Origin of the sequence: Herbidospora galbida (assembly GCF_005233835.1) — a bacterium.
GTDB lineage: Bacteria > Actinomycetota > Actinomycetes > Streptosporangiales > Streptosporangiaceae > Herbidospora > Herbidospora galbida.
The window spans coordinates 69831-89032 of sequence record NZ_SZQA01000001.1; the positions used below are offsets into that span (position 1 = coordinate 69831).

Sequence of the window (19202 nt, forward strand, 5' to 3'; positions counted from 1 at the left end):
TGAAATTCGGTTGAGCGGGACGCGCCCTGTTCATGAGGCTGGGGTGTGTGCTTCTGTTCGGGATCGTCGTGGTGGGGGCGTCCGTGCAGCGGCTCGCCGGGATCGGGTTCGCGCTGGTCGGGGTGCCCGCGATGGCGCTCCTGCTGGGCCCCGCCGAAGGGGTGCGGCTGGCCAACTGCGGCGCGCTGGTCATCAGCGCCGTCGGGCTCGCGGGCACCTGGGGGTCGGTCCGGCCCGGCGCGATGATCCCGCTGGTGGTCGCGGCGGCGGCGGCCGTACCGGCCGGAGCCTGGGTCTCCCGCACCCTGCCCGAACCCGCGCTGCTCGCCGTCACCGGAGCCCTCGTCAGCGCCGCCGCCCTGCTGGTGATGAGCGGGCTCCGGGTGCGGTCGCTGCGCGGGCGCGGCGGCGCGCTCGCGGCCGGCGCCGCGAGCGGGTTCCTCAACGCCTCGGCCGGCGTGGGCGGCCCCGCCGTCTCCCTTTACGCCGTCAACGCCGGCTGGACGGTACGGGAGTTCGTCCCCAACGCCCAGTTCTACGGCGTCGTCGTGAACGTCTTCTCGATCGCCGCCAAAGGACTCCCCCAGCTCGGCGGCCCCACGTGGGCCCTGGTCGGCGTCGGGATCGCGGCCGGGCTGGCGATCGGATCGATCGTGGCCCGGCACGTGCCCGAACGCCCCGCCCGGTGGATCGTGCTGTCACTCGCGCTGGCGGGGGGTCTCACGACGCTGGCGAAAGGCCTGTGGGGCTGACGGTGGCGCTCCCCCGCGCGTGGAACGACCAGGGGGTGCGGACCGGCGGGAAGTTGTAGCGGTGCACGCCGGTGACCGTGAACCCGCCCCGCTCCAGCAGTTCGACGGTGTCACGGCCGGTGTGGCAGCCGCCCGCGAGAGGGGGCCAGACGGTGGCGTCGAGGGCGCGCTGCATGCGTACAAGACCGGGAGAATCGGCCCTCCCGTGCTCCAGGAACCGCACCTGACCACCCGGCCTGAGCACCCTCCTGGCCTCGGCGAGTGCCTGGCCGACATCGGGAATCGAGCACAGGACCAGGCAGAACACCACGGCGTCGACACTGGCGTCGAGCGCGGGCAACCGGCCCGCCGTCCCCGCGCTCACCTCGACGGGCACCGGCGCCGCGGCGGCCGAGGTGGCGGCGTGCCGCCGCAGCAGCGCCTCGGGCTCCACCGCCAGCACCCGCGTCACGGCCGGCGGATAGTACGCGAAGTTCGCGCCGTCGCCCGCCCCGACCTCCACGACCTGCCCCGACAATCCCGCGAGCAGCGCGCGGCGGTGCTCGGCCATGCCACGACGGTCCATGGTCTGCCGCAGACGCGGCCACATCCGGGCGAAGAGCTTCGGCATGACTCCATTAGACCCACGCATAAGATCGTCTGCATGGCGACGAGGCTGGTACAGATTCACATGAAGGCCGCAGACGACGAGGCGGTCGGCCATTTCTGGGCGCAGGCCCTCGGATGGGGCGTCTCCAGCGAGGGACCGGGCGTGACCAACCTCGAACCCGTCGGCTTCGCCTACCCCGACCCGACGGCCGTGTGCATCGACGTCGTCCACGACCCGAACCCCAAAACGGTCAAGAACCGCGTCCACGTCGACCTCGCCACCACCTCGCCCGCCCACCAGGCCGAACTGGTCGAGCGCCTGCGCTCCCTGGGCGCGACCCCGATCGACGTGGGCCAGGGCGACGTGCCGTGGACGGTCCTGGCCGACCCCGAAGGCAACGAGTTCTGCGTCCTGGAACCCCGGGAGATCTACGGTGACACCGGCCCCATCGCCGCGGTCGTCGTCGACTGCACCGACCCGCGCGCCATGGCCCGGTTCTGGGACGCGGCGATCGACTGGACCCTCCACGAGGTGACCGACGACCACGCGCGGCTCCGCTCGGCCAAGGGCGTCGGCCCCTACCTGGAGTTCGTCCGCACCCCTGACGTGAAGACGGTGAAGAACCGGGTCCACCTCGACCTGCGCCCCTACCCCGGCCAGGAACAGGCGGCCGAAGCGGCCCGCATCCGCGCCCTCGGCGCCGTCGACGTCAACATCGGCCAGGTCGACGTGCCGTGGACGGTCTTCGCCGACCCCGAGGGCAACGAGTTCTGCGTGCTGACCCCGCTCTAGAAAATCGTTTGTGTCCTCGTCTGTCGGAGTCGTAGGTTGCCTGCGGCCCCGAGACGTGAGGACAACCCGCGTGACCCCGCCTGCTTTCCAGATCTGACACGTAACTTCCGCACACCGTCAGCCGACTCTGCCGTCGGCTCCGCCGGGCTGCCCTCTGTGAGCGCCCGGTCATACGGCGTCTGAGGCCGCGCGCAATCGGCCTCGTGTCAGATCTAGAGAGATCATGTCTTCACAACCTCATATCGTGCTGCCCTGGACCGTCCGCCGGACCAGGCTGCCCTTGCTCTTCTTCCGCTGCGTCGACTGCGGGTGCGAGTCGGCGACCACCGGGGCGGGCCGGTTCCGGGTCAACGCCAACGGGAAACTGCTGGACGTGTGGCTGCTGGTGCGGTGCGTGTCCTGTAACCGCACGAGCAAGCTGACCGTTCACGAGCGGGTGCCGGTCACGGGCCTGGACCCGGGGGCGCTTCGCGGGTATCGCTGCAACGACCCTGACCTGGTGGCTTCGACGCTGCTGGATCCGCTGTTCGGGCGCCGTAACCGGTTCACCCTCGACTGGGCTGGTGCCTGGCGGCTGGACTGCGGGTCTGTCTGGGTCGACAGCGGGTGGCCGGTGCGGGTGGAGGTGACCTTCGACGATCCGGTGCCGGTGCGGCCGGATCGGCTCATTGCCCAGGGGTTGGGGTTCAGCCGGGGCGAGGTGGTGCGGCGGGTCAAGAGTGACGTTTCGCTGCGGCATCAGAGGAGCAGCGGGTTCGCCTTCACGGTGATGGCCGGGGAGTAACGGCCTTCTCTCCTGGAGATCGACGGGAGAGCTGATCGGTGCCACCGGTGCCGCTGCGGCTTCCCCACTCCGCAGGCCGGTCGTGCGCTGTCCTCGATGATCCGGGGATGCGATGTGTCTGCGGCGTCAGCATCAGAGTCGTCGCGTGTGGGGCCGGGCGTCCATCGGGCATTAGGCCAGGGTCGGAGGGTCGCCCCCCACCCGGCGGAGGGCTGTGCCGGGCAGGGTGACGTGCATCCTCATCGCCCGGGGGGATGCAGGCGCCGGCCTGGCGGGTGACAGCGGCAGGCTGATGTTCCTGCATCCCTCCCTCACGCGAGGGGTGCAGGCCACGAGCTTGGTGAATCGACAACGCCTGCCACATGCGGGCCTCAGCCGTCGGCGGCCGGGGCGGACCTGAGTTCAGCCGCGACCGCCCGCTCCCGCAGCACAGCCGCCTCCGTACGAGCCGACTCCAGCTCCGATCGCAGGTCACTCAGCCGGGCCCGCTCCAACGCGAGCTCGGCGCGCAGCGTGGCGAGGCTCTCCTGGGCGGCCGCACGTTCGGCCCCGAGCCGGGTCGCCTCGGCCTGGGCCGCCTCCCCCGACGTCCTGAGCGCGGCCGCCTCGGCCTGGCTGCTGTTCAGCGCCGCGGCCAGCGCGTCCCGATCCTTCCGGGCCTCGGCCATCGCCTTCTCCGACTCGGCCAGCAACCCGGTGACCCGGGACACCTCCGCCTTGGCCTCGGTGGCACTCGCGGCGGCATCGGCGCGGGCCTGATCGGCGACCTCCGCCCGCGTGATGGCCCGGTCACGCTCGGACTCGGCCGCGTCGGCGCGCGCCGACGCCGCGGCGGCCGCCTTCTCGGCGGTGGCCACGTCTTTGCGCGCCTCCTGGACGTCCCGCTGCGCGGCGGCCGCCTTGGCCTCCGCCCGCCGGGCCTTCTTCTCGGCCTCGGTGGCGGCCGCGCGCGCCTCCTGTGTCTCGGCCTCCGCGTGATCCCGCCGGGACTCCGCCTGCTCGGCCCGTCGACGAGCCTCATCGGCGGCCTGCTTGGCGACCCGCTCGGTCGCCGCCGCCTCACGGAGCGCGGCCAGCGCCTGTTCGCGTGCGTTCTCCGCGTCGGTGAACGCGTTGTCACGCTCGGCCACCGCCTCCTCGGCGCGCTGCTCGGCCTGCTGAGCGTTCCTGCGCGCGTCTTCGGTGGCGGCGCGGGCCAGCCGTACCTGCTCGAAGGCCTGTTCACGCTCGGCCCGGGCGACGGCCACGCGGGTGTGCGCTTCGGCCTGCACCGCGCTGAGCCGCGCCTCGACCCCGGCCGGCGAGAGCTCGTCGGCGAGGACCTGGGCCAAGGGGGCGATCGCCGCGGCCAGGCCTTTCTCCATGCGCTCGTAGAGCTCTTCGGCGCGGGCCAGGGAGCCGTCGAGGCCGGGGGTGGATCGGCGGAGTTCGCGCGATTTCTTGGCGGCGGCCTGGCAGTCGCTCTCGGGACAGTACTCCTTCGGACGGCCTCGTCCTTGGCGTTGCTCCAAGGGCCTGCCGCAGTGCTTGCACGTCACGAAGATCACCCTAGCATTTCGATTTTCTGGAAACAGAAAATCGAAAATAGAGATCCGTTGTGTCGGAGGTGTAGATGATCTTCCAACATAATCCTCGTTATGTTGGGTGGCGAAGTGCCGTGACTCTGCATGTGAGTGGTCCCGGCTGTCCCGGCCGGTGTTGAGCGCCGATTTGATGTCACCACGAGGCCCGGCCCGAACCTGACTCTCCGCACCGGGCCGGGTACCTGTTTTCGCAGGTTCAGAGGCCCACGTTGCGCATCGCGTTGTCGCGCCAGCGGTCGACCGCGCGGATGAGGCTTGTCACAAAGTTGTCCCGGGCTTTTGTCACCGCACGTCAGCAGGCGTCGACGACACGCTCCTGCTGCCCTTCGTCCTGGCCGAGGGGCGCCCGCCGCTGCTCGACGTGGCGCTGAGGTGGGCGGAGCAGGCCAGGTCACTGCTCGACCTGGCCGGCCGGTCCCACCCCCGGCTGGCCACGGCCACCGACCCGCTGCGCTCCCACTTCGCCGTGTACCGCTGCTACCTCCACAACGTCCGGGGACTGGCCAACCGCCTGCACGGTCGCTACGAGGAGGCGGTCATGGACTACTGGGCCGCCGCGCGCCTCTATCGGGACATCGGCGCGGTCAACCTGGAGGCGATGACGCTGGCGCACATCATCCCGATCTTTCCCGGCGTCGACCCTCGCTGGCCGGTCGCCGGTCGCACTCTCCCTCTCGCCGAGGCCGACGCCGCGTTGCTGCGCGCCACGCGGGATGAGCGGGTGCATCCCCAGCTGCGCCGCGCGATCGCGGTGAGCACCGCGCTGTTGCGGGCCACCTACGGAGATCTCCGGTCCGCCGAGGAACTCCTGCGGCGCGGCGCCGCGATTCCCCTCGGACAGCGGAAACAACGGTGATGGGGCTGGAGACGGTGGAGGTCAGTGCGACCAGGGTTCTGGTAGGGCTCGGGTCGCACTTCCAGCATTTGGCGCGCGACGTCGTCGACTACGGCCCGCTTCTGCGCGGAGAGGCCCAGGCCGCGGACTTCCTGCCGGCCGCGCATCTGAGCAACCTGTGGATCGTCACCGAGATCCTCACGGGTGCCGCCCCGATCCCCGGCCGCCGCCGGCTTAACCGCGGCATGACCGGCGGAATCCGCGACGGCCGCTTTTGGCTGGAGGTACCCGATACCCGGGTCATCGAGAAGTGGATCGAACAGACCGAGAACCGCGGCGGTTTCGCGATGACCGCCCAGTTCCACGAGTTACTCGGCCTGCAGCTCAGGACCCTCGACCCCTACCCGGCCGCCGGCCATCTGATGGCCGCCCTCACCCACCTGCAGACGGTGCACTTCGGCATCGTCGACGACGAACTGCGCGGTGCGGCGCGCGGCGCGGCCGAGAACTTCGCCGAACTCGTCATCGACCACCTGGCCACCCTGGCCGGCCGGCCCGTCCCTACCGAAGCCGAACCCCATCCCGCGAACCTGGGGCTCTACGCCGTCCAATCGGTCAAGTCCAGGGCGCTAGCCGAGCTGCTCGGCGAGACCGTCCCGGGTCAGGGCGACCACCCGCTGATATCCCGCGAGCAGGAGGCCCACCAGCGCTACCGGAACGCACGTGACAGACGTGACCACCGCGCCCTCCGCGAGGCCAGGGAGGAACTCGAACACTGCTGGAACGAACTCGCCGAGCTCGGGGGACCCGCCGCGGAGTACGCCGCCCTCCGGGCCGGCGTCCCCGTCGAGCCGGGCCGCCTGGCCCCGATGCTCGCCCAGCTCGCCGTTCCTCAGTCGTCGCTCCCGAAAACCGGGCAGAACCAGTAGATCAACGCGCCGACCGCCAGCAGCCCGTCCGTGGCCGCGCCAGCCAGCAATCATCACCCGCCTGGAACCGCGCTGGCCGGTGCCGCTGAATGAGGTACTGGCCGCCCGGATCGGCGACCCACTGTGGCTGCTGGCCCGGCAGTGGCAGCTCGGTGAGTTGCGGAAGGCACGTTCTGTTCTGTGAGCTCAGCCCGGCTGAGCTGGGCGAACGTGCTCGTTTAGGCCTGGTGACACGATTCTGACCGACACCCCCGTAAGGAGCGCGACGAGTTGCTGCGCCGCAACCCGTAAGGCGGCGAGGAATGGACAGCTATCGAGCGCTTGCGCTGTCACCTGCAACCGGCCAGGTAGGCGCGCTGAGCCCTCCACCATCGCGCCATGAGTGCTGGACGGCTGGTTCACCTGCGGGTTTCTCCCGAGACAGCGATGGTGTGCGGAGCTCGCCGACGCCGAGACAATCGCCGGGCGGATCGAGTGGAGCCGTCGGGAAGCCGCGTTCACCGCGAAGCACCGCGAAATCTTCGAAGCTGCCCTCGTCTGACCACCGGAGCCGGGTCACCGGGTCTTGCCGCAGGCGGTTGGGCTACCACGGCGCTGTGACGCTCAACGGCCATCGGCCCGAAGCCTCACCTGTGGATGGAGGTGTTGCTTGTCTTGAACAGGTCGCGGGTGGGGATGGCGAGAGCATCGGCGATCTGGAACACCTTGTCGAGGTGCGGGCTGTACATGCCGTTCTCGATGCGGTTGATCGTCTTGCGGTCCACGTCGGCCATTTCGCCGAGTTGTTCCTGGGGCAGCCGCGCCCTTCGCGGAGTTCACGCAAGCGTGTGCCGAACTGTCTGCGCAGTTCAGCCAGGCGTGGCCTGATCGGATTGGGCACTCACCAACGCTTGCGCGCATGATCCCCAAAGGTCTGTACCAACGTCGGTACAAATGATGATTGCGGAGAGTGCGTAGGTGTCAGCGCGCTGCGAGCATTCGGTCGCGTCCGCCCAGGCGACCACGAGGGGCATGAATAAACCGACTTCGACGCGACGACCACCCGCGGATGGTCACTCCGCCACGTCGTGAACTGCACGGCGGGGCCTCCCCCGCCTGGCTGCTGACTCAGGCGGCCCGGCTGTCCTGGGAAGTCACCAGCATCCTGCAGCTGATCAACGGCATGCGCCTGAATCTCAGCGACGAACTGCTGGACGCCGCCCACGCCACCGCCATCGTAGAGTCACGGCTGCCCTTGGCACCCGCCTGGGGAAACGGCCCGCCCCGACGGCGCTCCATCTTCGCCCAGGCCCGCGAGGCGGGAACCGACCCGTCCGCAGCCTACGTCGATGTGATGATGATCCGCCGCCCGCCCATCGACCGGCGCTTCAACGACGACATCGCCGCAGCCAGCCGCCCACCCGCGAGCCCAGTGCGCCGGCATCACCCTGAAGCACCAGCGCTGCACTAAGACGATCTTCACCGGTATCGGGTCGGCGCACTGTGCCACGCACATGACCGCCGCTGAGAAGACCCGGCGTGACCAGCTGCGGGCTGCTCAGGACCGCAAGATGGAGGCGGTGCTGGACGCCCTGGAGGACCAGCGCCTGGCGCTGGCCAATGAGTGGATCGACCGGTAAGGGCGTCGGCCCCACCGGGTGGAGCTGCCGAGCCGGCCAGCAGGCCGGTCCCGGCTTTCCTCGACGATCCGGGCGAGGACGAGTCGAGCGTGCCCGAGTGGGCGATGCTGGCTCTGTATGAGACCGGATGGCCGCAGTTGTGCCCGCTCAGCCCTGTCGGCCCCGCCGTGTACTGCCGGATCGCTACTGCCGGATCGGCAGGCCAGTGGCGGGGGCGAACGGCTCCGACCGTCCGTTGCTCGACGGTCTGCCGCGCCCCCTGGTCGAGCTGGGCCGCCACACGTGTTGCCCCTCGTAGTAGCGCTACTGGAGCCGGTCCAGGCACAGGTTGGTGACGACCTTGGTCAGCGATGCTTCCGGCACCTTGATCCGCTGCCGGTCAGCGGTTACGCGAGCGCCTTCTCGGCGGACGCATCCGGCGCGGCGGCCAGGCGGCGCTTGCGCTTGGGCAGGCCGAAGGTCGGGTGCGAAATGCCCCACAGCGAGATCTGGAGGATGCCCGTCTTGATCCGCGCGGCCTTCCGGCCGCCCACGTACTTCGGCTTTGCTCGCGCTTTCTCGTCGACCATCTGCAGGATCCCGTCCCGTCGTCCGAGGCTGATGTGATTGCCCGGGTAGTCCAGCTTGCCCTTCGCAATCTTGCGGCCGGTAAGGCGTCCCACGATCGCGTCCGTGGCCTGCCGGCCGGTGGAGCCGGCCGACGCGCAGGACATCGGCAGCGGTCGGCCGTTGTCGCCGATGGCGTAGGCGCTGTCGCCGGCGGCGTAGACGTTCGGGTGCGAGACCGACCGCATGGTGTCATCGACGACGATCTGACCGTTCTCGGTGACCTCCAGCTCGCTGGCGGCGGCGATGGGGGTGACCGCGAACCCGGCCGTCCACACGGTCGCGTCGGATGCCAGGGTGGTGCCGTCGGCGCACAGCACCCGCGTCGCTTCGACGGCTTCGACGCTGGTGTGCTCCAGGACCGTGATGCCCAGCCGGTCGCAGGCCTGGCGCAGATGGCCGCGGGCTCCGGTGGAGAGCCGGGCGCCCAGCTCGCCGCGGGCGATGAGCGTCACTGACAGGCCCGGCCGGGCTTCGGCGAACTCGGTGGCGGTCTCGATGCCGGTCAACCCGTCGCCGACGACCAGAACTCTCCCGCCTTCGCCACGCCTGTCCAAGTTGTCCAGGCGTTCGCGCAGGCGCAGCGCTGCGGGCCGGCTGGTGACGTGAAAGGCGTGCTCGGCCACGCCGGGGACGCCGCCGTCGGCGACGTGGCTGCCGAGCGCGTAGACGAGCATGTCGTAGCCGAGCTCGCCGCCGCCGCCGCCGTCGGCGTCAGCGATGGCGACGAGATGGCGCTCGGGGTCGACGGCGGTGACCCGGGCCAGGCGCAGCCGTATGTCCGTGCCCGCGAAGACGTCGGCCAGTTTTGGAGCCTTGATCTGCTGGCCGGCCGCGAGCTGGTGCAGCCGCAGCCGCTCGACGAAGTCCGGCTCGGCGTTGACCACGGTGATCTCGGTGTCCGCCGGGGACAGCCGGCGGGCCAGGTTCCCGGCCACGTAGGCCCCGGCATACCCGGCGCCGAGGACGACGATGCGGTGCTTCATGTGGTGCTCCTGTCGATTCGCTTGCTCTGGGTGAGTTGACTCGGCCCTGGGTCACCGATTTTCTTGATCGAGGTCGCCGTGAGCCTGCGCCGAAAGGTCCTGCCAGTCGGCCCAGGTCTTGAGGCGGTCGGCGTAGACCTGCTGGAGCATCGGGTAGAAGCCCAGGCCGAAGAGCACCCGCAGGGGCGGGTTGTCGGATTCGACGATCTTGAGGAGTGCCTGGGCTGCGGCGGCCGGGTCGCCGGCGGGCTGCTTGCCCGCGAACGCGGCGATGCGCTGGCGAAGGCCGTCGTAGGTCGGATTGGGTTCGGACAGGTGACCGTTGGCGAGGGGGTCGGGGTTCTTGCCGGACCGGGTGGCGAAGCCGCCGGGCTCGATCACGGTCACCTTGATGCCGAAGTCGGCAACCTCTTGGGCGAGGGATTCGTTCAGGGCTTCCAGGGCCCACTTGGAGGCGCTGTAGGCGCCGCTGAGCGGCATCGCCATGACCCCGGCGGCCGAGGACAGCTGGATGATGTGCCCCGAGCCCTGTTCGCGCAGGTGGGGCAGCGCGGCCTGGATCACCCACAGCGCGCCGAACAGGTTGGTCTCCAGCTGGTCGCGCAAGTCCTGCTCGGCCAGCTCCTCGATCGCGCCGACCTGGGCGTAGCCCGCGTTGTTGACGATGACGTCGAGGCGGCCGAAGTGCTCCCTGGCCCGCTTGACGCTCTCGAAGACGGCGACCTTGTCGGTCACGTCCAGCTCCAGCGGAAGGACCGCCTCGCCGTAGGCGGCGACCAGCTCATCAAGGCTCGCGGCGGTTCGGGCGGCCGCGGCCACCTTGTCGCCACGCGACAGGGCGGCCGCGACGAAGTTGCGGCCGAGGCCGCGAGACGAACCGGTGACGAACCAGACCTTGCTCATGATGTCTTTCCGTTCCTTTTTCGGTGGCGGTGGCGCGGCGGTTACCACGCAACCGGCCGAGGCGATCAACTCGGGGAGTTGTGTGCTGCGGGAATCGTTCGCGCGGCGTCCTGACGACCATGAGGCGCCGGCACCCCCAACTTTGTGACAGTGCGGCCATGTGACGTGAGTCACCGAACACGGGTGTCACACAGCGGTGGGCGCCGGCGCCTTATGCATGGAGTAGGAGTTGCGGGTGAACAGGCAGGAGCCAGGTATGAACGAGCGAGCCAACGACGGGCACAGCCGAGCCGATGGCTGGTGACGGCCGGATGGACTCCGCCACCGAGGCGACCGAGGCATTCCTCGCTTACCGCAACCTGCTGTTCACCGTTGCCTACGAGATGCTCGGCTCGGCCGCCGACGCCGAGGACGTCCTGCAGGAGACCTGGCTGCGGTGGATGAAGGTCGACCTGGAGCAGGTGCTCGACCAGCGCGCCTACCTGGTGCGGATCGCCACCCGGCGCTCGCTGGACCGGCTGCGCACCATGAAGCGCCGCAAGGAGGCGTACGTCGGCCCCTGGTTGCCCGAACCGCTGCTCACCGCGCCGGACGTGGCCGAGGACGTCGAACTCGCCGAGAGCGTGTCGATGGCGCTGATGCTCGTCCTGGAGACGCTGTCGCCGACCGAGCGCGCGGTCTTCGTCCTGCGCGAGGTCTTCGACGTCGGCTACGACGAGATCGCGGCCGCGGTCGGCAAGACCCCGGCGACCGTGCGCCAGATCGCGCACCGCGCCCGGCGGCACGTCGATGCCCGCCGCCCGCGCGAGGTGGTCTCCCCGAGCCAGACCCGGGCGGTGCTGGCCTCGTTTCAGCGCGCGGTCGAAACCAGAGACCTGCAGGGCCTGCTTGATGTGCTCGCCCCCGAGGTCGTCCTGATCAGCGACGGCGGCGGCGTCAAGCAGGCCGCTCCGCAGCCGATCATCGGCGCCGGCAAGGTGGCCCGCATGATCGTCAGCGGCCTCGGCAAGGCCCAGATCGCGCTCGCCGGCGAACCCACCGTGGTCAACGGCAACCCGGCACTCCTCCTGCGCGTGGACGGCGACATCGACGGCGTCATAGCAGTCCGTGTCGAGGACGCCCGCATCACCGGCCTCTACTACGTCCGCAACCCGCGCAAGCTGACCCGCATCGCCTCCGAGACCCCACTCACGCTGAGGTAATCGTTCAGCCAGCGTGCCGCCACCGTCGCCACGGGCCTTCTGAGGACGGCCGCATCACCGGCCTCTCCTACGCGTCCGCAACCCGGAGCTGTTGTTGCCAGCGAATCCGAGACTCCGCTCACCCTGCGATGAACACCGGTGACGAGCCGGCCCACAGCCTTGGAGCGATATGGACCTGACGGTGGCGCAACAGGCGCCTGTCGTCCTACGCGGAACCGGCGGTGTAGATCACGCTCCCGAGGCCGCGACAAGCAGAACACATTCCGCCAGATCTCATACTGGAAGGTCATTCATGACAAAGAACGTCGCCGACATCGGCGAACTCACCGGTCTACAACTGCCGGTCGAGCGGGGTTGCCCGTTCGACCCGCCCGACGCCTACGAGCGGCTGCGCGAGCAGGCGCCGATCAACAAGATCCGCCTGGCCAGTGGTGGAGAGGCGTGGTGGGTGGCCGGGCATGAGGAGGCCCGGGCCGTCCTCGTCGACGGCCGCTTCTCCTCTGACAAGCGCAAGGACGGCTTCCCGCTCTTCACCCTCGACGCGGCGACCCTGCGGCAGCTGCGCAGCCAGCCGCCGTTGATGCTCGGCATGGACGGCGCGGAACACTCCGCGGCCCGGCGCGCGGTGATCGGCGAGTTCACTGTGAGGCGGTTGGCCGCGCTGCGCCCGCGCATTCAGGACATCGTTGACCACTTCATCGACGACATGCTCGCCACCGACCAGCGGCCGGTCGACCTGGTGCAGGCGCTGTCCCTGCCGGTGCCCTCCCTGGTGATCTGCGAACTGCTCGGCGTCCCGTACACCGACCACGACTTCTTCCAAAGCCGCACCACCATGATGGTGAGCCGCACCTCGCTGGAAGAGCGCCAGCGAGCCTTCGCCGAACTGCGCGCCTACATCGACGACCTGATCACCCGCAAGGAGTCCGAACCCGGCGACGACCTGCTCAGCCGGCAGATCGCCCGGCAACGCCAGGAGGGCACCCTCGACCACGCGAGCCTGGTCAGCCTGGCCTTCCTACTGCTGACCGCCGGACACGAGACCACCGCGAACATGATCTCGCTCGGCGTCGTCGGGCTGCTCACCCACCCCGAGCAACTGGCCGCGGTCAAAGCCGACCCGGACAGGACGCCCATGGCCGTGGAGGAACTGCTGCGCTACTTCACCATCGCCGACGGGGTCACCTCCCGGCTGGCCACCGAAGACGTACAGATCGGCGGGGTGGGCATCAAGGCCGGCGAGGGCATAATCGTCTCGATGCTGTCGGCCAACTGGGACCCGGCGGCGTTCGTAGACCCGGGCGAACTGGATGTCGAGCGCGGAGCCCGCCACCACCTCGCCTTCGGGTTCGGCCCGCACCAGTGTCTCGGCCAGAACCTGGCCCGGATGGAGCTGCAGATCGTCTTCGACACGCTGTTCCGCCGCATCCCCACCCTGGGGCTCGCCGCACCTGCCGAGGACCTGCCGTTCAAGACCGACGCCGTCATCTACGGCGTTCACGAACTCCCGGTCACCTGGTGAGCAGGACATGATGCGAATCAAGGCGGACACCCATCTCTGCGTCGGCTCCGGCCAGTGCGTCCTGACCGAACCGGCCGTCTTCGACCAGGATGAGGACGGCATCGTGGCCCTGCTGACCGATCACCTCGACGACCAGAGCGCCGCACAGGCACGCCACGCCGTCATCTTGTGCCCATCCCGAGCCCTGTCCATCCTGCAGGAGTAAGCCCTCCCCCGGGTGGACCACGCGTCCGTCCGTGCCCGTAGCGGGCGGGTAGGTCAGACCTTGCCTCCAATGTCAACGCCGCGGCGTTCAGCCCGGACGGAGACACCATCGCTACCACCGGCAACGACAGGACCGTTCGGCTGTGGGATACCCGGAGCTTCCGGCAAAAGGCCATGCTGACCGGCCATTTCGGGGCCCTGACCGGGACCGGGACCGCGTTCGGTCCCGGCGGGCATATTCTCGCGACGGTCAGTGTGGATGGCACCGCCCGGTTGTGGGACATCCGGCGCCAGGAGACGGTCGCCACTCTGTCCGGCCACACCGGTGCGGTGTGGGGGTCGCGTTCAGCCCCGACGGGAACGCCTTGGCCACCACCAGCAACGACGACAGTGTGGTGCTCTGGAGTCTCAACGGCGCGGTTCTGCTGCCCTTTCCAGCGGCGCCGATGAAAAGAGTGGCGTTCAGCCCTAACGGCAGAACCTTGGCCAGCGCCACTACCAGCGGTCTCACCCGGTTGTGGGATATGGCGAACCACACTGTGATTGCTCTGCCGGGTCACACCGATGCCGTATGGGGAGTCGCGTTCAGCCCCGGCGGGCATACCCTCGCCACCAACAGCAGCGACAGCACGATCCGGTTATGGGAGGCGGGCCGTCGCCGCCTTTCCACGACTTTGTTCCACCCGGGCACAGACGAACCGGTTTTCTGGGTCTGGCGGTGGAGTTCAGCCCAGACGGACGAACTCTCGCCGTCGCCCGCGATAACGGCACGGCGCAGCTGTGGAATGTGGCCCGGCGTGAAGTCATCGCCATCTTGGAGACCTCCGGCGAAGTCATGCGCAGTGTCTGGGATAGAGCGTTCAGTCCGGACGGCCGGATTCTCGCCACGGTCGGCGGCAACAAAATGCTCGAATTGTGGGACATCACCAGCGGTGCGGAAATCGCCGCCCTGAAGGGCCACACCGGCGCCGTCTACAGCGTGACGTTCAGCCCCGACGGGAAGACCCTCGCCCACAGCCGGCGACGACAAGGTCGTTCAGTAGTGGGACCTCGCCCGGCGCACGCCGATCGCCACGCTGACCGGACACGCCGACGCCATCTGGGACGTCGCCTTCAGCCCGACGGGCGCACGCTCGCCACCGCGAGCGCCGACCGGACGGCCAGACTGTGGGACCTCACCCGCCGCGAGGCCATCGCCGTCCTGAACGGCCACACGAGCGCCGTCAACGGCCTGGCGTTCAGCCCCGACGGAACCACCCTGGCCACCGTCGGCAACGACGGCACCGCACGGTTCTAGGACACCGATCCCGCCCGCGTCACCGCGCGCGGTTGTCACCTCGTCGGGCCCGTCAGCCTCGCTCGCTGGGCCCAGCTGATCCCCGCCGTGCCCTACCGGCCGTGCGGCTCGTGGGCTCTCGCCGTCCGGGAGGAAGGACGCGAGGGCCCGGCCCTGTTCGGCCACGGCGTCTCGGTCGACCGGGGCGAAGTCGCGCGGCGGGGTGACGGCCTGAACCCCGACACCCGCATCTTGGGCGTCTGCCACATGCCTTACATGCCTAACAAGATCACATCGCTCTGACTTGCGAGAAGAACCTTCAACCCCAGATAACGATCGGAGGCCGAGCTCGGCCACCGCAGGGCCTGCGAGCACGGAGGCGGCGGCCTCGACGTCGCACACCTGCGGGAGGTCGGCGAGCGAGCCGACGACGTCCGCAGAGGTCGGGAAGATCGCCGGGAACGTGACAGCGAGCCGTTCGCGCTCCTGATCGTCCAGGGACAGGGCATCGCGCAGCGCGTTCACGACGCCGTGTAGCCCCTCCACCGCGTTGGCCGCGCGGCCGCGGAGCTAGGACCTGTTTCAAAGTCGGCCTGGCGGCGTGTCGCGGAGCCTGACGCGGTGAGTCTCCGGTAAAGGGTTTAACGACCAAGAAGAACCTTTGCTCCCGGAGACCTCGTGACCACCTTAACGGTGACGCGGCGGCTCGACCTGACCGACGAACAATGGGCGCTGCTGGAGCCGCTGCTGCCCGTGCCCAGTCGGCCGGGCCGACCGCCGATGTGGAACAAACGCCAGCTGATCGATGGCATCCGCTGGCGGATCCGGGTCGGCGCGCCCTGGCGGGACGTGCCCGACTGTTATGGCTCCTGGCAGGCGGTCTATGCGCTGTTTCGCCGCCGGCAGCGTGCCGGTATCTGGCGGCAGATCATGACCAGGGTGCAGCAGTTGGCCGATGCGGCCGGCCGGATCCGGCTGGGACGTCGGTGTGGACTCCACGATCTGCCGGGCTCACCAGCACGCCGCCGGAGCCGCCCGCAACGGCGATCGGCAGGCCGAACCGCCCGGCGGGACCACGACCGAACCGGCCGATCACGGTCTGGGGCGCTCGCGCGGAGGCTGGTCCACCAAGCTGCATCTGGCCTGTGAGCAGGGTCAGCGGCTGTTGTCGCTGGTGGTGACCGGCGGGCAACGCGGGGACGCGCCTCAGTTCCCCGCGGTCATGTCAGGGATCAGTGTTCCCCGCACAGGTCCGGGACGACCACGGACGCGGCCGCGCGTGGTGCGGGCCGACAAGGCCTACTCCTCCCGCGCGATCCAGGTCCACCTGCATCAAGGCCACGATTCCCGAACCGGCTGACCGCATCACCGGCCGGTTACGCCGCGGCAGCCGAGGCGGCAGACCGCCCAACTTCGACCCGGTCGACTGCCGACTGCGGTCTGCCGTGGAATGCGGCATCAACCGGCTCAAACGCCACCGCGCCATCGCGACCAGATACGACAAGCTCGCCGTCCGCTACACCGCCACGATCCAGATCGCCGCCATCTGCGACTGGCTCACCCGACTTTGAAACACGACCTAGCCGCGACCACACCCCAGTCTCTGGCGCGATCACGGCCGATGGCGGAAGCTGATGCGCATCAGCCGACTGTCGGCCCAGTCTACGAGCCGAGTCGGCCGGATGGTGCCGGGGTCGTGGGGCTGATTGAGATCCGCGACGATCTCCGTCAGCACGGCCTGACGTTCAGCCGGGGCGGTGACCGGCGTGGCCAGTGCTGGCAGATCTGCACGGATCCCGTTCTTGAGGTGGAAGGTGAAGGCGGGATTGGCGAGAAGGTTCGCATACCAGTCGGTAGCGCCCCCGCCGGCGCCGCTACACAGGTAGGTGGAGCCCGCAGCTCGGTAGAAGAAGATCTCGATGCGGCGTGGTCGGCCGGTGCGGCGCCCCAGCGTCGTGATGTCGATGATCCGTTCGCTGGTGCCTGCGGCGGGTGTGATCTCGAGGGCTCGCCGGATGTGATCGGGCAGGTGCGACAAAGACGCGTCCCGTGCGGACTCGTTCCATCCGGTCGTGTCTGGACTGCTCATGCGGTCTCCATCTGAAGGGCGGGCCCGAGGAGGAGTCCACCGTCGATGACGTACTCCGACCCCGTGATGAACGACGCCTCTGATGACGCGAGGAACAGGAGAAGCCGGGTGACGTCGGACGGCTCTCCAAGTCGGGGGATGGCGAACGGCTCGGGTGAGTAGAAGTCGGCGATGGCCGCGGTGGCGCCGGCCGCTGGTTCTTGGATGAAGGAGGTCGCGATCACGCCGGGGTGGATGGTGTTCACGCGGATGTGGTCCCGGCCGAGCTCGAGCGCCGCCGTTTGGGTGAGACCGCGCACGGCCCACTTGCTGGCGACGTACGGCGCGTAGTGCGCCGTACCGCCCAAGCCCATCGTCGAGGCGATGTTGACGATGGCTCCCCCTGTTGCGCGGCGCAGAGCGGGGGCGGCGACCTTGATGCCGAGGAAGGTCCCTGTGAGGTTGATGTCGAGGATGCGCGACCACGTGGCCTGGTCCGTCTTCTCAATCGGCGCCGGCGGGTTCTGGACGCCCGCGTTGTTGACGAGCACGTTCAGGGCGCCAAAGGCGCTCTCGGCGGCCAGCACAGCGGCGGACCACGAGCTCTCATCGGTGACGTCGAGGCGGGTGAATCGAGCGCGGGTCCCGAGCTCGGCGGCGAGAGCGGCGCCGCGTTCGGCGTCGATGTCGCCGATCACCACGTTCGCTCCCTCCGCATGAAAGGCACGTACGTGGCTCGAGCCTTGGCCGCCGGTCCCACCGGTCACGAGCACGGTCTGGTCGTCGAAGCGGCGCATCAGATGTTCCTTCGCTATGTGGGTGACTGACCGGGATCATCTGTGATGAACGGCGGCCAATGGTGAGCCGAGTGACTCACCATTCCCCGACAGTAGGTGGGCGGCAATGGTGAGTCAAGCCACTCACCTCGTATACTCAGCCTATGAGCGGGGTCGTGACGACGTATCACCAGCGCATCGCCCAGGAGAAGCGCGCGCTGATCGTGAGGGCCGCGACCGCTTTGTTCCTCGAGTTGGGCTACGACCGGACGTCGCTGGCGCGGATCGCAGAGCGCTCGGGCGTTTCCCGGGCCACCTTGTTCAAGCAGTTTCCGAGCAAGGCCGCCCTGTTCGACGCCATGGTCACCGAGTCCTGGTCAACCGCTCACGAAGAGGATCCTCCGCCGGCGGGCAACGTCGTCGACGGGCTCAGCACCATCGGTCGCCGCTACGCCGAGTTGTTGAGCCGCGCCCAGATGACCGACTTGTTCCGAATCGTCATCGCCGAGCTGCCGCGATTCCCCGAACTCGCCAACGCGCAGTTCTCACACGGGAAGATGCCCTACTTCGAGTCCGTACGCGGCTACCTCCTGGCCGAGCACGAGGCGGGGACGGTGCGAGTCGAAGACGTGGACCTCGCAGCCACCCAGTTCCTGGGCATGATCTCCAACTACGTCTTCTGGCCGACACTCCTGGTGCCGGGCTGGCAGGTGAGCGCCGAACGCGTCGCTCAGGTGGTCGACGAGGCCGTCCGCACCATCGTCGCCCGGTACGCCGTCTGACAGATAACGCCAGGTCGCTTAATGTCTGATAGCAACGCTTCGGCCCGCCGGTGCAGCCGCCACACTAAGGCGGTAAGGCCGGCGCCGCGGGCATCGGCGGCTTTGCGGGCCTCGACCGCGACGACGTCGACCGCGAAGGCATCGACCGACAGCGCCGCACGGATCCCGGCCACCACGTCGCCGTCGTCCATGTGCCGTGCAGCAGCAACACCTCGATCAGCACGCGGGTCGCGGCGAGCTCACCCAGCGCGCGGCGCGCTGCTGACCAAATCGCTGGGTGTTGCTGTGACCTGCAGATTTCTGCCCTGCAGATTCGTCACAAGGCTTCAGTGGTTCCGTCACCGGGCTTCAGTAAGATCACCATCTTCCCTTCCCGTGCTGTTTCCCCTGGTCAGAAACGGTGCGGCTTGCCCGCCAGCCACCCGTCTGCGTCTACGGCGACCGGGAGATGCGCCTGTGCAGGCTCATGCAGGGAGGTCTGGTCCCACTCCCGCTGGCGCGGGATCGAGGTAGGGCTATGGCCACACGGCCAACGAGACCGTCACATCGGTCGTATCGGGCTGCCAGCCTCCTGCGCGACTCGTCAGAGCCGCTGAAAGTGGCTGAAGAATCGCCGCTGAAAGAAATCTGCAGAGCGGCGTCTGACCTGTGGATTCGTCAGCATCCGTCAGTGAAAAATCGTCGTCGAACCTTCAGCAAGATCGGTGTTGAGCGCCGATTTGATGTCGCCACGAAGTCAGGGCGGAGCCCGGTTCTCCGCGTTGCGTTGGGTTCCTGTTCCCCTGGTCAGAGGCCGACGTTGCGCATGGCGTTGTCGCGCCAACGATCTACGGCGCGGATGTGGCCCAGCACCACCGGGGAATTCGGAGCCCAGCGGCCGTGTGCGGCGATGACTGAGACCGGCACGCCTGCGGCGTAGGCGACGGTCGCTTCGCCGGCGCGCAGGCTGCGCGGTGACCGCCTCGGCATTGGGAACCCCGGCCCGGACGGCCAG

21 protein-coding genes and 4 pseudogenes are annotated in these 19202 nt (G+C 69.1%); 16 read left to right on the forward strand and 9 right to left on the reverse strand.

All coding sequences use genetic code 11. From position 1 onward, the window contains the following. The first annotated feature begins 47 nt into the window (after positions 1-47). Entirely contained in the window at positions 48-752 is a 705-nt protein-coding gene (locus tag FDA94_RS00375; protein ID WP_246059421.1) for a TSUP family transporter, read from the forward strand. Here the strand turns inward: FDA94_RS00375 and FDA94_RS00380 are convergent. Next, positions 721-1362, reverse strand: coding sequence for a class I SAM-dependent methyltransferase (locus FDA94_RS00380; RefSeq protein ID WP_137245004.1), 642 nt, complete (start codon positions 1360-1362; stop codon positions 721-723). The genes FDA94_RS00375 and FDA94_RS00380 overlap by 32 nt on opposite strands. 33 nt (positions 1363-1395) lie before the next feature. On the opposite strand from FDA94_RS00380, the gene FDA94_RS00385 reads away from it, so the two are divergent. Together FDA94_RS00385 and FDA94_RS00390 are read left to right on the forward strand one after the other, a co-directional pair. Then, complete coding sequence (locus tag FDA94_RS00385; RefSeq protein WP_137245005.1) at positions 1396-2133, forward strand: VOC family protein; 738 nt, start codon at positions 1396-1398, stop codon at positions 2131-2133. A 244-nt stretch (positions 2134-2377) separates the two neighbouring features. Continuing rightward, the gene (locus FDA94_RS00390; protein ID WP_246059423.1) at positions 2378-2917 is read left to right on the forward strand and encodes a DUF1062 domain-containing protein; all 540 of its coding nucleotides are present in this window, start codon (positions 2378-2380) and stop codon (positions 2915-2917) included. Between the two features lie 371 nt (positions 2918-3288). Here the strand turns inward: FDA94_RS00390 and FDA94_RS00395 are convergent, their stop codons facing one another. After that, positions 3289-4455 (reverse strand): coiled-coil domain-containing protein, encoded by a 1167-nt coding sequence (locus FDA94_RS00395; RefSeq protein WP_246059424.1) that lies wholly within the window; start codon positions 4453-4455, stop codon positions 3289-3291. A 406-nt stretch (positions 4456-4861) separates the two neighbouring features. On the opposite strand from FDA94_RS00395, the gene FDA94_RS00400 reads away from it, so the two are divergent. Together FDA94_RS00400 and FDA94_RS00405 are read left to right on the forward strand one after the other, a co-directional pair. Then, positions 4862-5356 carry a hypothetical protein gene (locus FDA94_RS00400; protein WP_137245008.1) on the forward strand — a complete coding sequence of 165 codons (495 nt, stop codon included), beginning with the start codon at positions 4862-4864 and terminating at the stop codon, positions 5354-5356. Then, positions 5356-6264 (forward strand): hypothetical protein, encoded by a 909-nt coding sequence (locus tag FDA94_RS00405; RefSeq protein ID WP_137245009.1) that lies wholly within the window; start codon positions 5356-5358, stop codon positions 6262-6264. Before FDA94_RS00400 ends, FDA94_RS00405 begins: the two co-directional genes overlap by 1 nt. 626 nt (positions 6265-6890) lie before the next feature. Here FDA94_RS00405 and FDA94_RS00410 read toward each other — a convergent pair. Continuing rightward, positions 6891-7061 carry a helix-turn-helix transcriptional regulator gene (locus tag FDA94_RS00410; protein ID WP_281286522.1) on the reverse strand — a complete coding sequence of 57 codons (171 nt, stop codon included), beginning with the start codon at positions 7059-7061 and terminating at the stop codon, positions 6891-6893. A 251-nt stretch (positions 7062-7312) separates the two neighbouring features. On the opposite strand from FDA94_RS00410, the gene FDA94_RS00415 reads away from it, so the two are divergent. Beyond that, the gene (locus tag FDA94_RS00415) at positions 7313-7714 is read left to right on the forward strand and encodes a hypothetical protein (protein ID WP_137245011.1); all 402 of its coding nucleotides are present in this window, start codon (positions 7313-7315) and stop codon (positions 7712-7714) included. 43 nt (positions 7715-7757) lie between these two features. Beyond that, positions 7758-7883, forward strand: a complete 126-nt coding sequence (locus tag FDA94_RS40950; protein ID WP_281286510.1) for a hypothetical protein — start codon at positions 7758-7760, stop codon at positions 7881-7883. Between the two features lie 386 nt (positions 7884-8269). Here the strand turns inward: FDA94_RS40950 and FDA94_RS00420 are convergent, their stop codons facing one another. Beyond that, entirely contained in the window at positions 8270-9475 is a 1206-nt protein-coding gene (locus FDA94_RS00420; protein WP_137245012.1) for an NAD(P)/FAD-dependent oxidoreductase, read from the reverse strand. Between the two features lie 51 nt (positions 9476-9526). After that, on the reverse strand, positions 9527-10378 hold the full coding sequence (locus FDA94_RS00425) for an SDR family NAD(P)-dependent oxidoreductase (RefSeq protein WP_137245013.1): 852 nt from the start codon (positions 10376-10378) through the stop codon (positions 9527-9529). A 311-nt stretch (positions 10379-10689) separates the two neighbouring features. Between FDA94_RS00425 and FDA94_RS00430 the strand changes: the two genes are divergently transcribed. The 8 genes and pseudogenes from FDA94_RS00430 (at position 10690) to FDA94_RS00470 (ending at position 16153) form a co-directional block, all read left to right on the forward strand. Next, positions 10690-11580 (forward strand): RNA polymerase sigma-70 factor, encoded by an 891-nt coding sequence (locus FDA94_RS00430; protein ID WP_137245014.1) that lies wholly within the window; start codon positions 10690-10692, stop codon positions 11578-11580. Positions 11581-11872: 292 nt separating this feature from the next. Beyond that, positions 11873-13102 (forward strand): cytochrome P450, encoded by a 1230-nt coding sequence (locus FDA94_RS00435; protein WP_137245015.1) that lies wholly within the window; start codon positions 11873-11875, stop codon positions 13100-13102. A 7-nt stretch (positions 13103-13109) separates the two neighbouring features. Continuing rightward, entirely contained in the window at positions 13110-13307 is a 198-nt protein-coding gene (locus tag FDA94_RS00440) for a ferredoxin (protein ID WP_342778435.1), read from the forward strand. A 77-nt stretch (positions 13308-13384) separates the two neighbouring features. Further along, a pseudogene (locus FDA94_RS41425) lies at positions 13385-13576 on the forward strand (WD40 repeat domain-containing protein); the annotation flags it as partial. A gap of 5 nt (positions 13577-13581) precedes the next feature. After that, positions 13582-13938, forward strand: a pseudogene (locus tag FDA94_RS41430) (WD40 repeat domain-containing protein); the annotation flags it as partial. An 8-nt stretch (positions 13939-13946) separates the two neighbouring features. Further along, positions 13947-14603, forward strand: coding sequence for a WD40 repeat domain-containing protein (locus tag FDA94_RS38910; RefSeq protein ID WP_342778436.1), 657 nt, complete (start codon positions 13947-13949; stop codon positions 14601-14603). A gap of 87 nt (positions 14604-14690) precedes the next feature. Then, positions 14691-14885: a hypothetical protein gene (locus FDA94_RS00465; protein ID WP_137245018.1), complete on the forward strand. Its 195-nt coding sequence runs from the start codon at positions 14691-14693 to the stop codon at positions 14883-14885. A gap of 390 nt (positions 14886-15275) precedes the next feature. Then, positions 15276-16153 (forward strand): annotated as a pseudogene (locus FDA94_RS00470) (IS5 family transposase). 41 nt (positions 16154-16194) lie between these two features. Here the strand turns inward: FDA94_RS00470 and FDA94_RS00475 are convergent. Both FDA94_RS00475 and FDA94_RS00480 read right to left on the reverse strand, forming a co-directional pair. Further along, a complete protein-coding gene (locus FDA94_RS00475; protein WP_137245019.1) occupies positions 16195-16671 on the reverse strand; it encodes a nitroreductase/quinone reductase family protein in 477 nt (158 codons plus the stop codon). Continuing rightward, entirely contained in the window at positions 16668-17447 is a 780-nt protein-coding gene (locus FDA94_RS00480; protein WP_137245020.1) for a glucose 1-dehydrogenase, read from the reverse strand. The genes FDA94_RS00475 and FDA94_RS00480 overlap by 4 nt, the downstream gene beginning before the upstream one ends. A 143-nt stretch (positions 17448-17590) precedes the next feature. Here FDA94_RS00480 and FDA94_RS00485 point away from each other — a divergent pair, with 143 nt between their 5' ends. Beyond that, positions 17591-18208, forward strand: coding sequence for a TetR/AcrR family transcriptional regulator (locus FDA94_RS00485; RefSeq protein ID WP_137245021.1), 618 nt, complete (start codon positions 17591-17593; stop codon positions 18206-18208). A gap of 83 nt (positions 18209-18291) precedes the next feature. Here the strand turns inward: FDA94_RS00485 and FDA94_RS41435 are convergent. Continuing rightward, positions 18292-18491: pseudogene (locus FDA94_RS41435) on the reverse strand (IS21 family transposase); the annotation flags it as partial. Positions 18492-18994: 503 nt separating this feature from the next. Next, on the reverse strand, positions 18995-19177 hold the full coding sequence (locus tag FDA94_RS00495) for a site-specific integrase (protein WP_137245023.1): 183 nt from the start codon (positions 19175-19177) through the stop codon (positions 18995-18997). Positions 19178-19202 lie beyond the last annotated feature (25 nt).

Bases quoted from the DNA above. Each gene is read 5' to 3' on its own strand.
- FDA94_RS00380 (WP_137245004.1), bottom strand. From the start codon at position 1,362: ATGCCGAAGCTCTTCGCCCGGATGTGGCCGCGTCTGCGGCAGACCATG.
- FDA94_RS00385 (WP_137245005.1), top strand. From the start codon at position 1,396: ATGGCGACGAGGCTGGTACAGATTCACATGAAGGCCGCAGACGACGAG.
- FDA94_RS00405 (WP_137245009.1), top strand. From the start codon at position 5,356: ATGGGGCTGGAGACGGTGGAGGTCAGTGCGACCAGGGTTCTGGTAGGG.
- FDA94_RS00415 (WP_137245011.1), top strand. From the start codon at position 7,313: ATGGTCACTCCGCCACGTCGTGAACTGCACGGCGGGGCCTCCCCCGCC.
- FDA94_RS40950 (WP_281286510.1), top strand. From the start codon at position 7,758: ATGACCGCCGCTGAGAAGACCCGGCGTGACCAGCTGCGGGCTGCTCAG.
- FDA94_RS00420 (WP_137245012.1), bottom strand. From the start codon at position 9,475: ATGAAGCACCGCATCGTCGTCCTCGGCGCCGGGTATGCCGGGGCCTAC.
- FDA94_RS00425 (WP_137245013.1), bottom strand. From the start codon at position 10,378: ATGAGCAAGGTCTGGTTCGTCACCGGTTCGTCTCGCGGCCTCGGCCGC.
- FDA94_RS00430 (WP_137245014.1), top strand. From the start codon at position 10,690: ATGGACTCCGCCACCGAGGCGACCGAGGCATTCCTCGCTTACCGCAAC.
- FDA94_RS00435 (WP_137245015.1), top strand. From the start codon at position 11,873: ATGACAAAGAACGTCGCCGACATCGGCGAACTCACCGGTCTACAACTG.
- FDA94_RS00440 (WP_342778435.1), top strand. From the start codon at position 13,110: ATGATGCGAATCAAGGCGGACACCCATCTCTGCGTCGGCTCCGGCCAG.
- FDA94_RS38910 (WP_342778436.1), top strand. From the start codon at position 13,947: ATGGGAGGCGGGCCGTCGCCGCCTTTCCACGACTTTGTTCCACCCGGG.
- FDA94_RS00475 (WP_137245019.1), bottom strand. From the start codon at position 16,671: ATGAGCAGTCCAGACACGACCGGATGGAACGAGTCCGCACGGGACGCG.
- FDA94_RS00480 (WP_137245020.1), bottom strand. From the start codon at position 17,447: ATGCGCCGCTTCGACGACCAGACCGTGCTCGTGACCGGTGGGACCGGC.
- FDA94_RS00485 (WP_137245021.1), top strand. From the start codon at position 17,591: ATGAGCGGGGTCGTGACGACGTATCACCAGCGCATCGCCCAGGAGAAG.
- FDA94_RS00495 (WP_137245023.1), bottom strand. From the start codon at position 19,177: ATGCCGAGGCGGTCACCGCGCAGCCTGCGCGCCGGCGAAGCGACCGTC.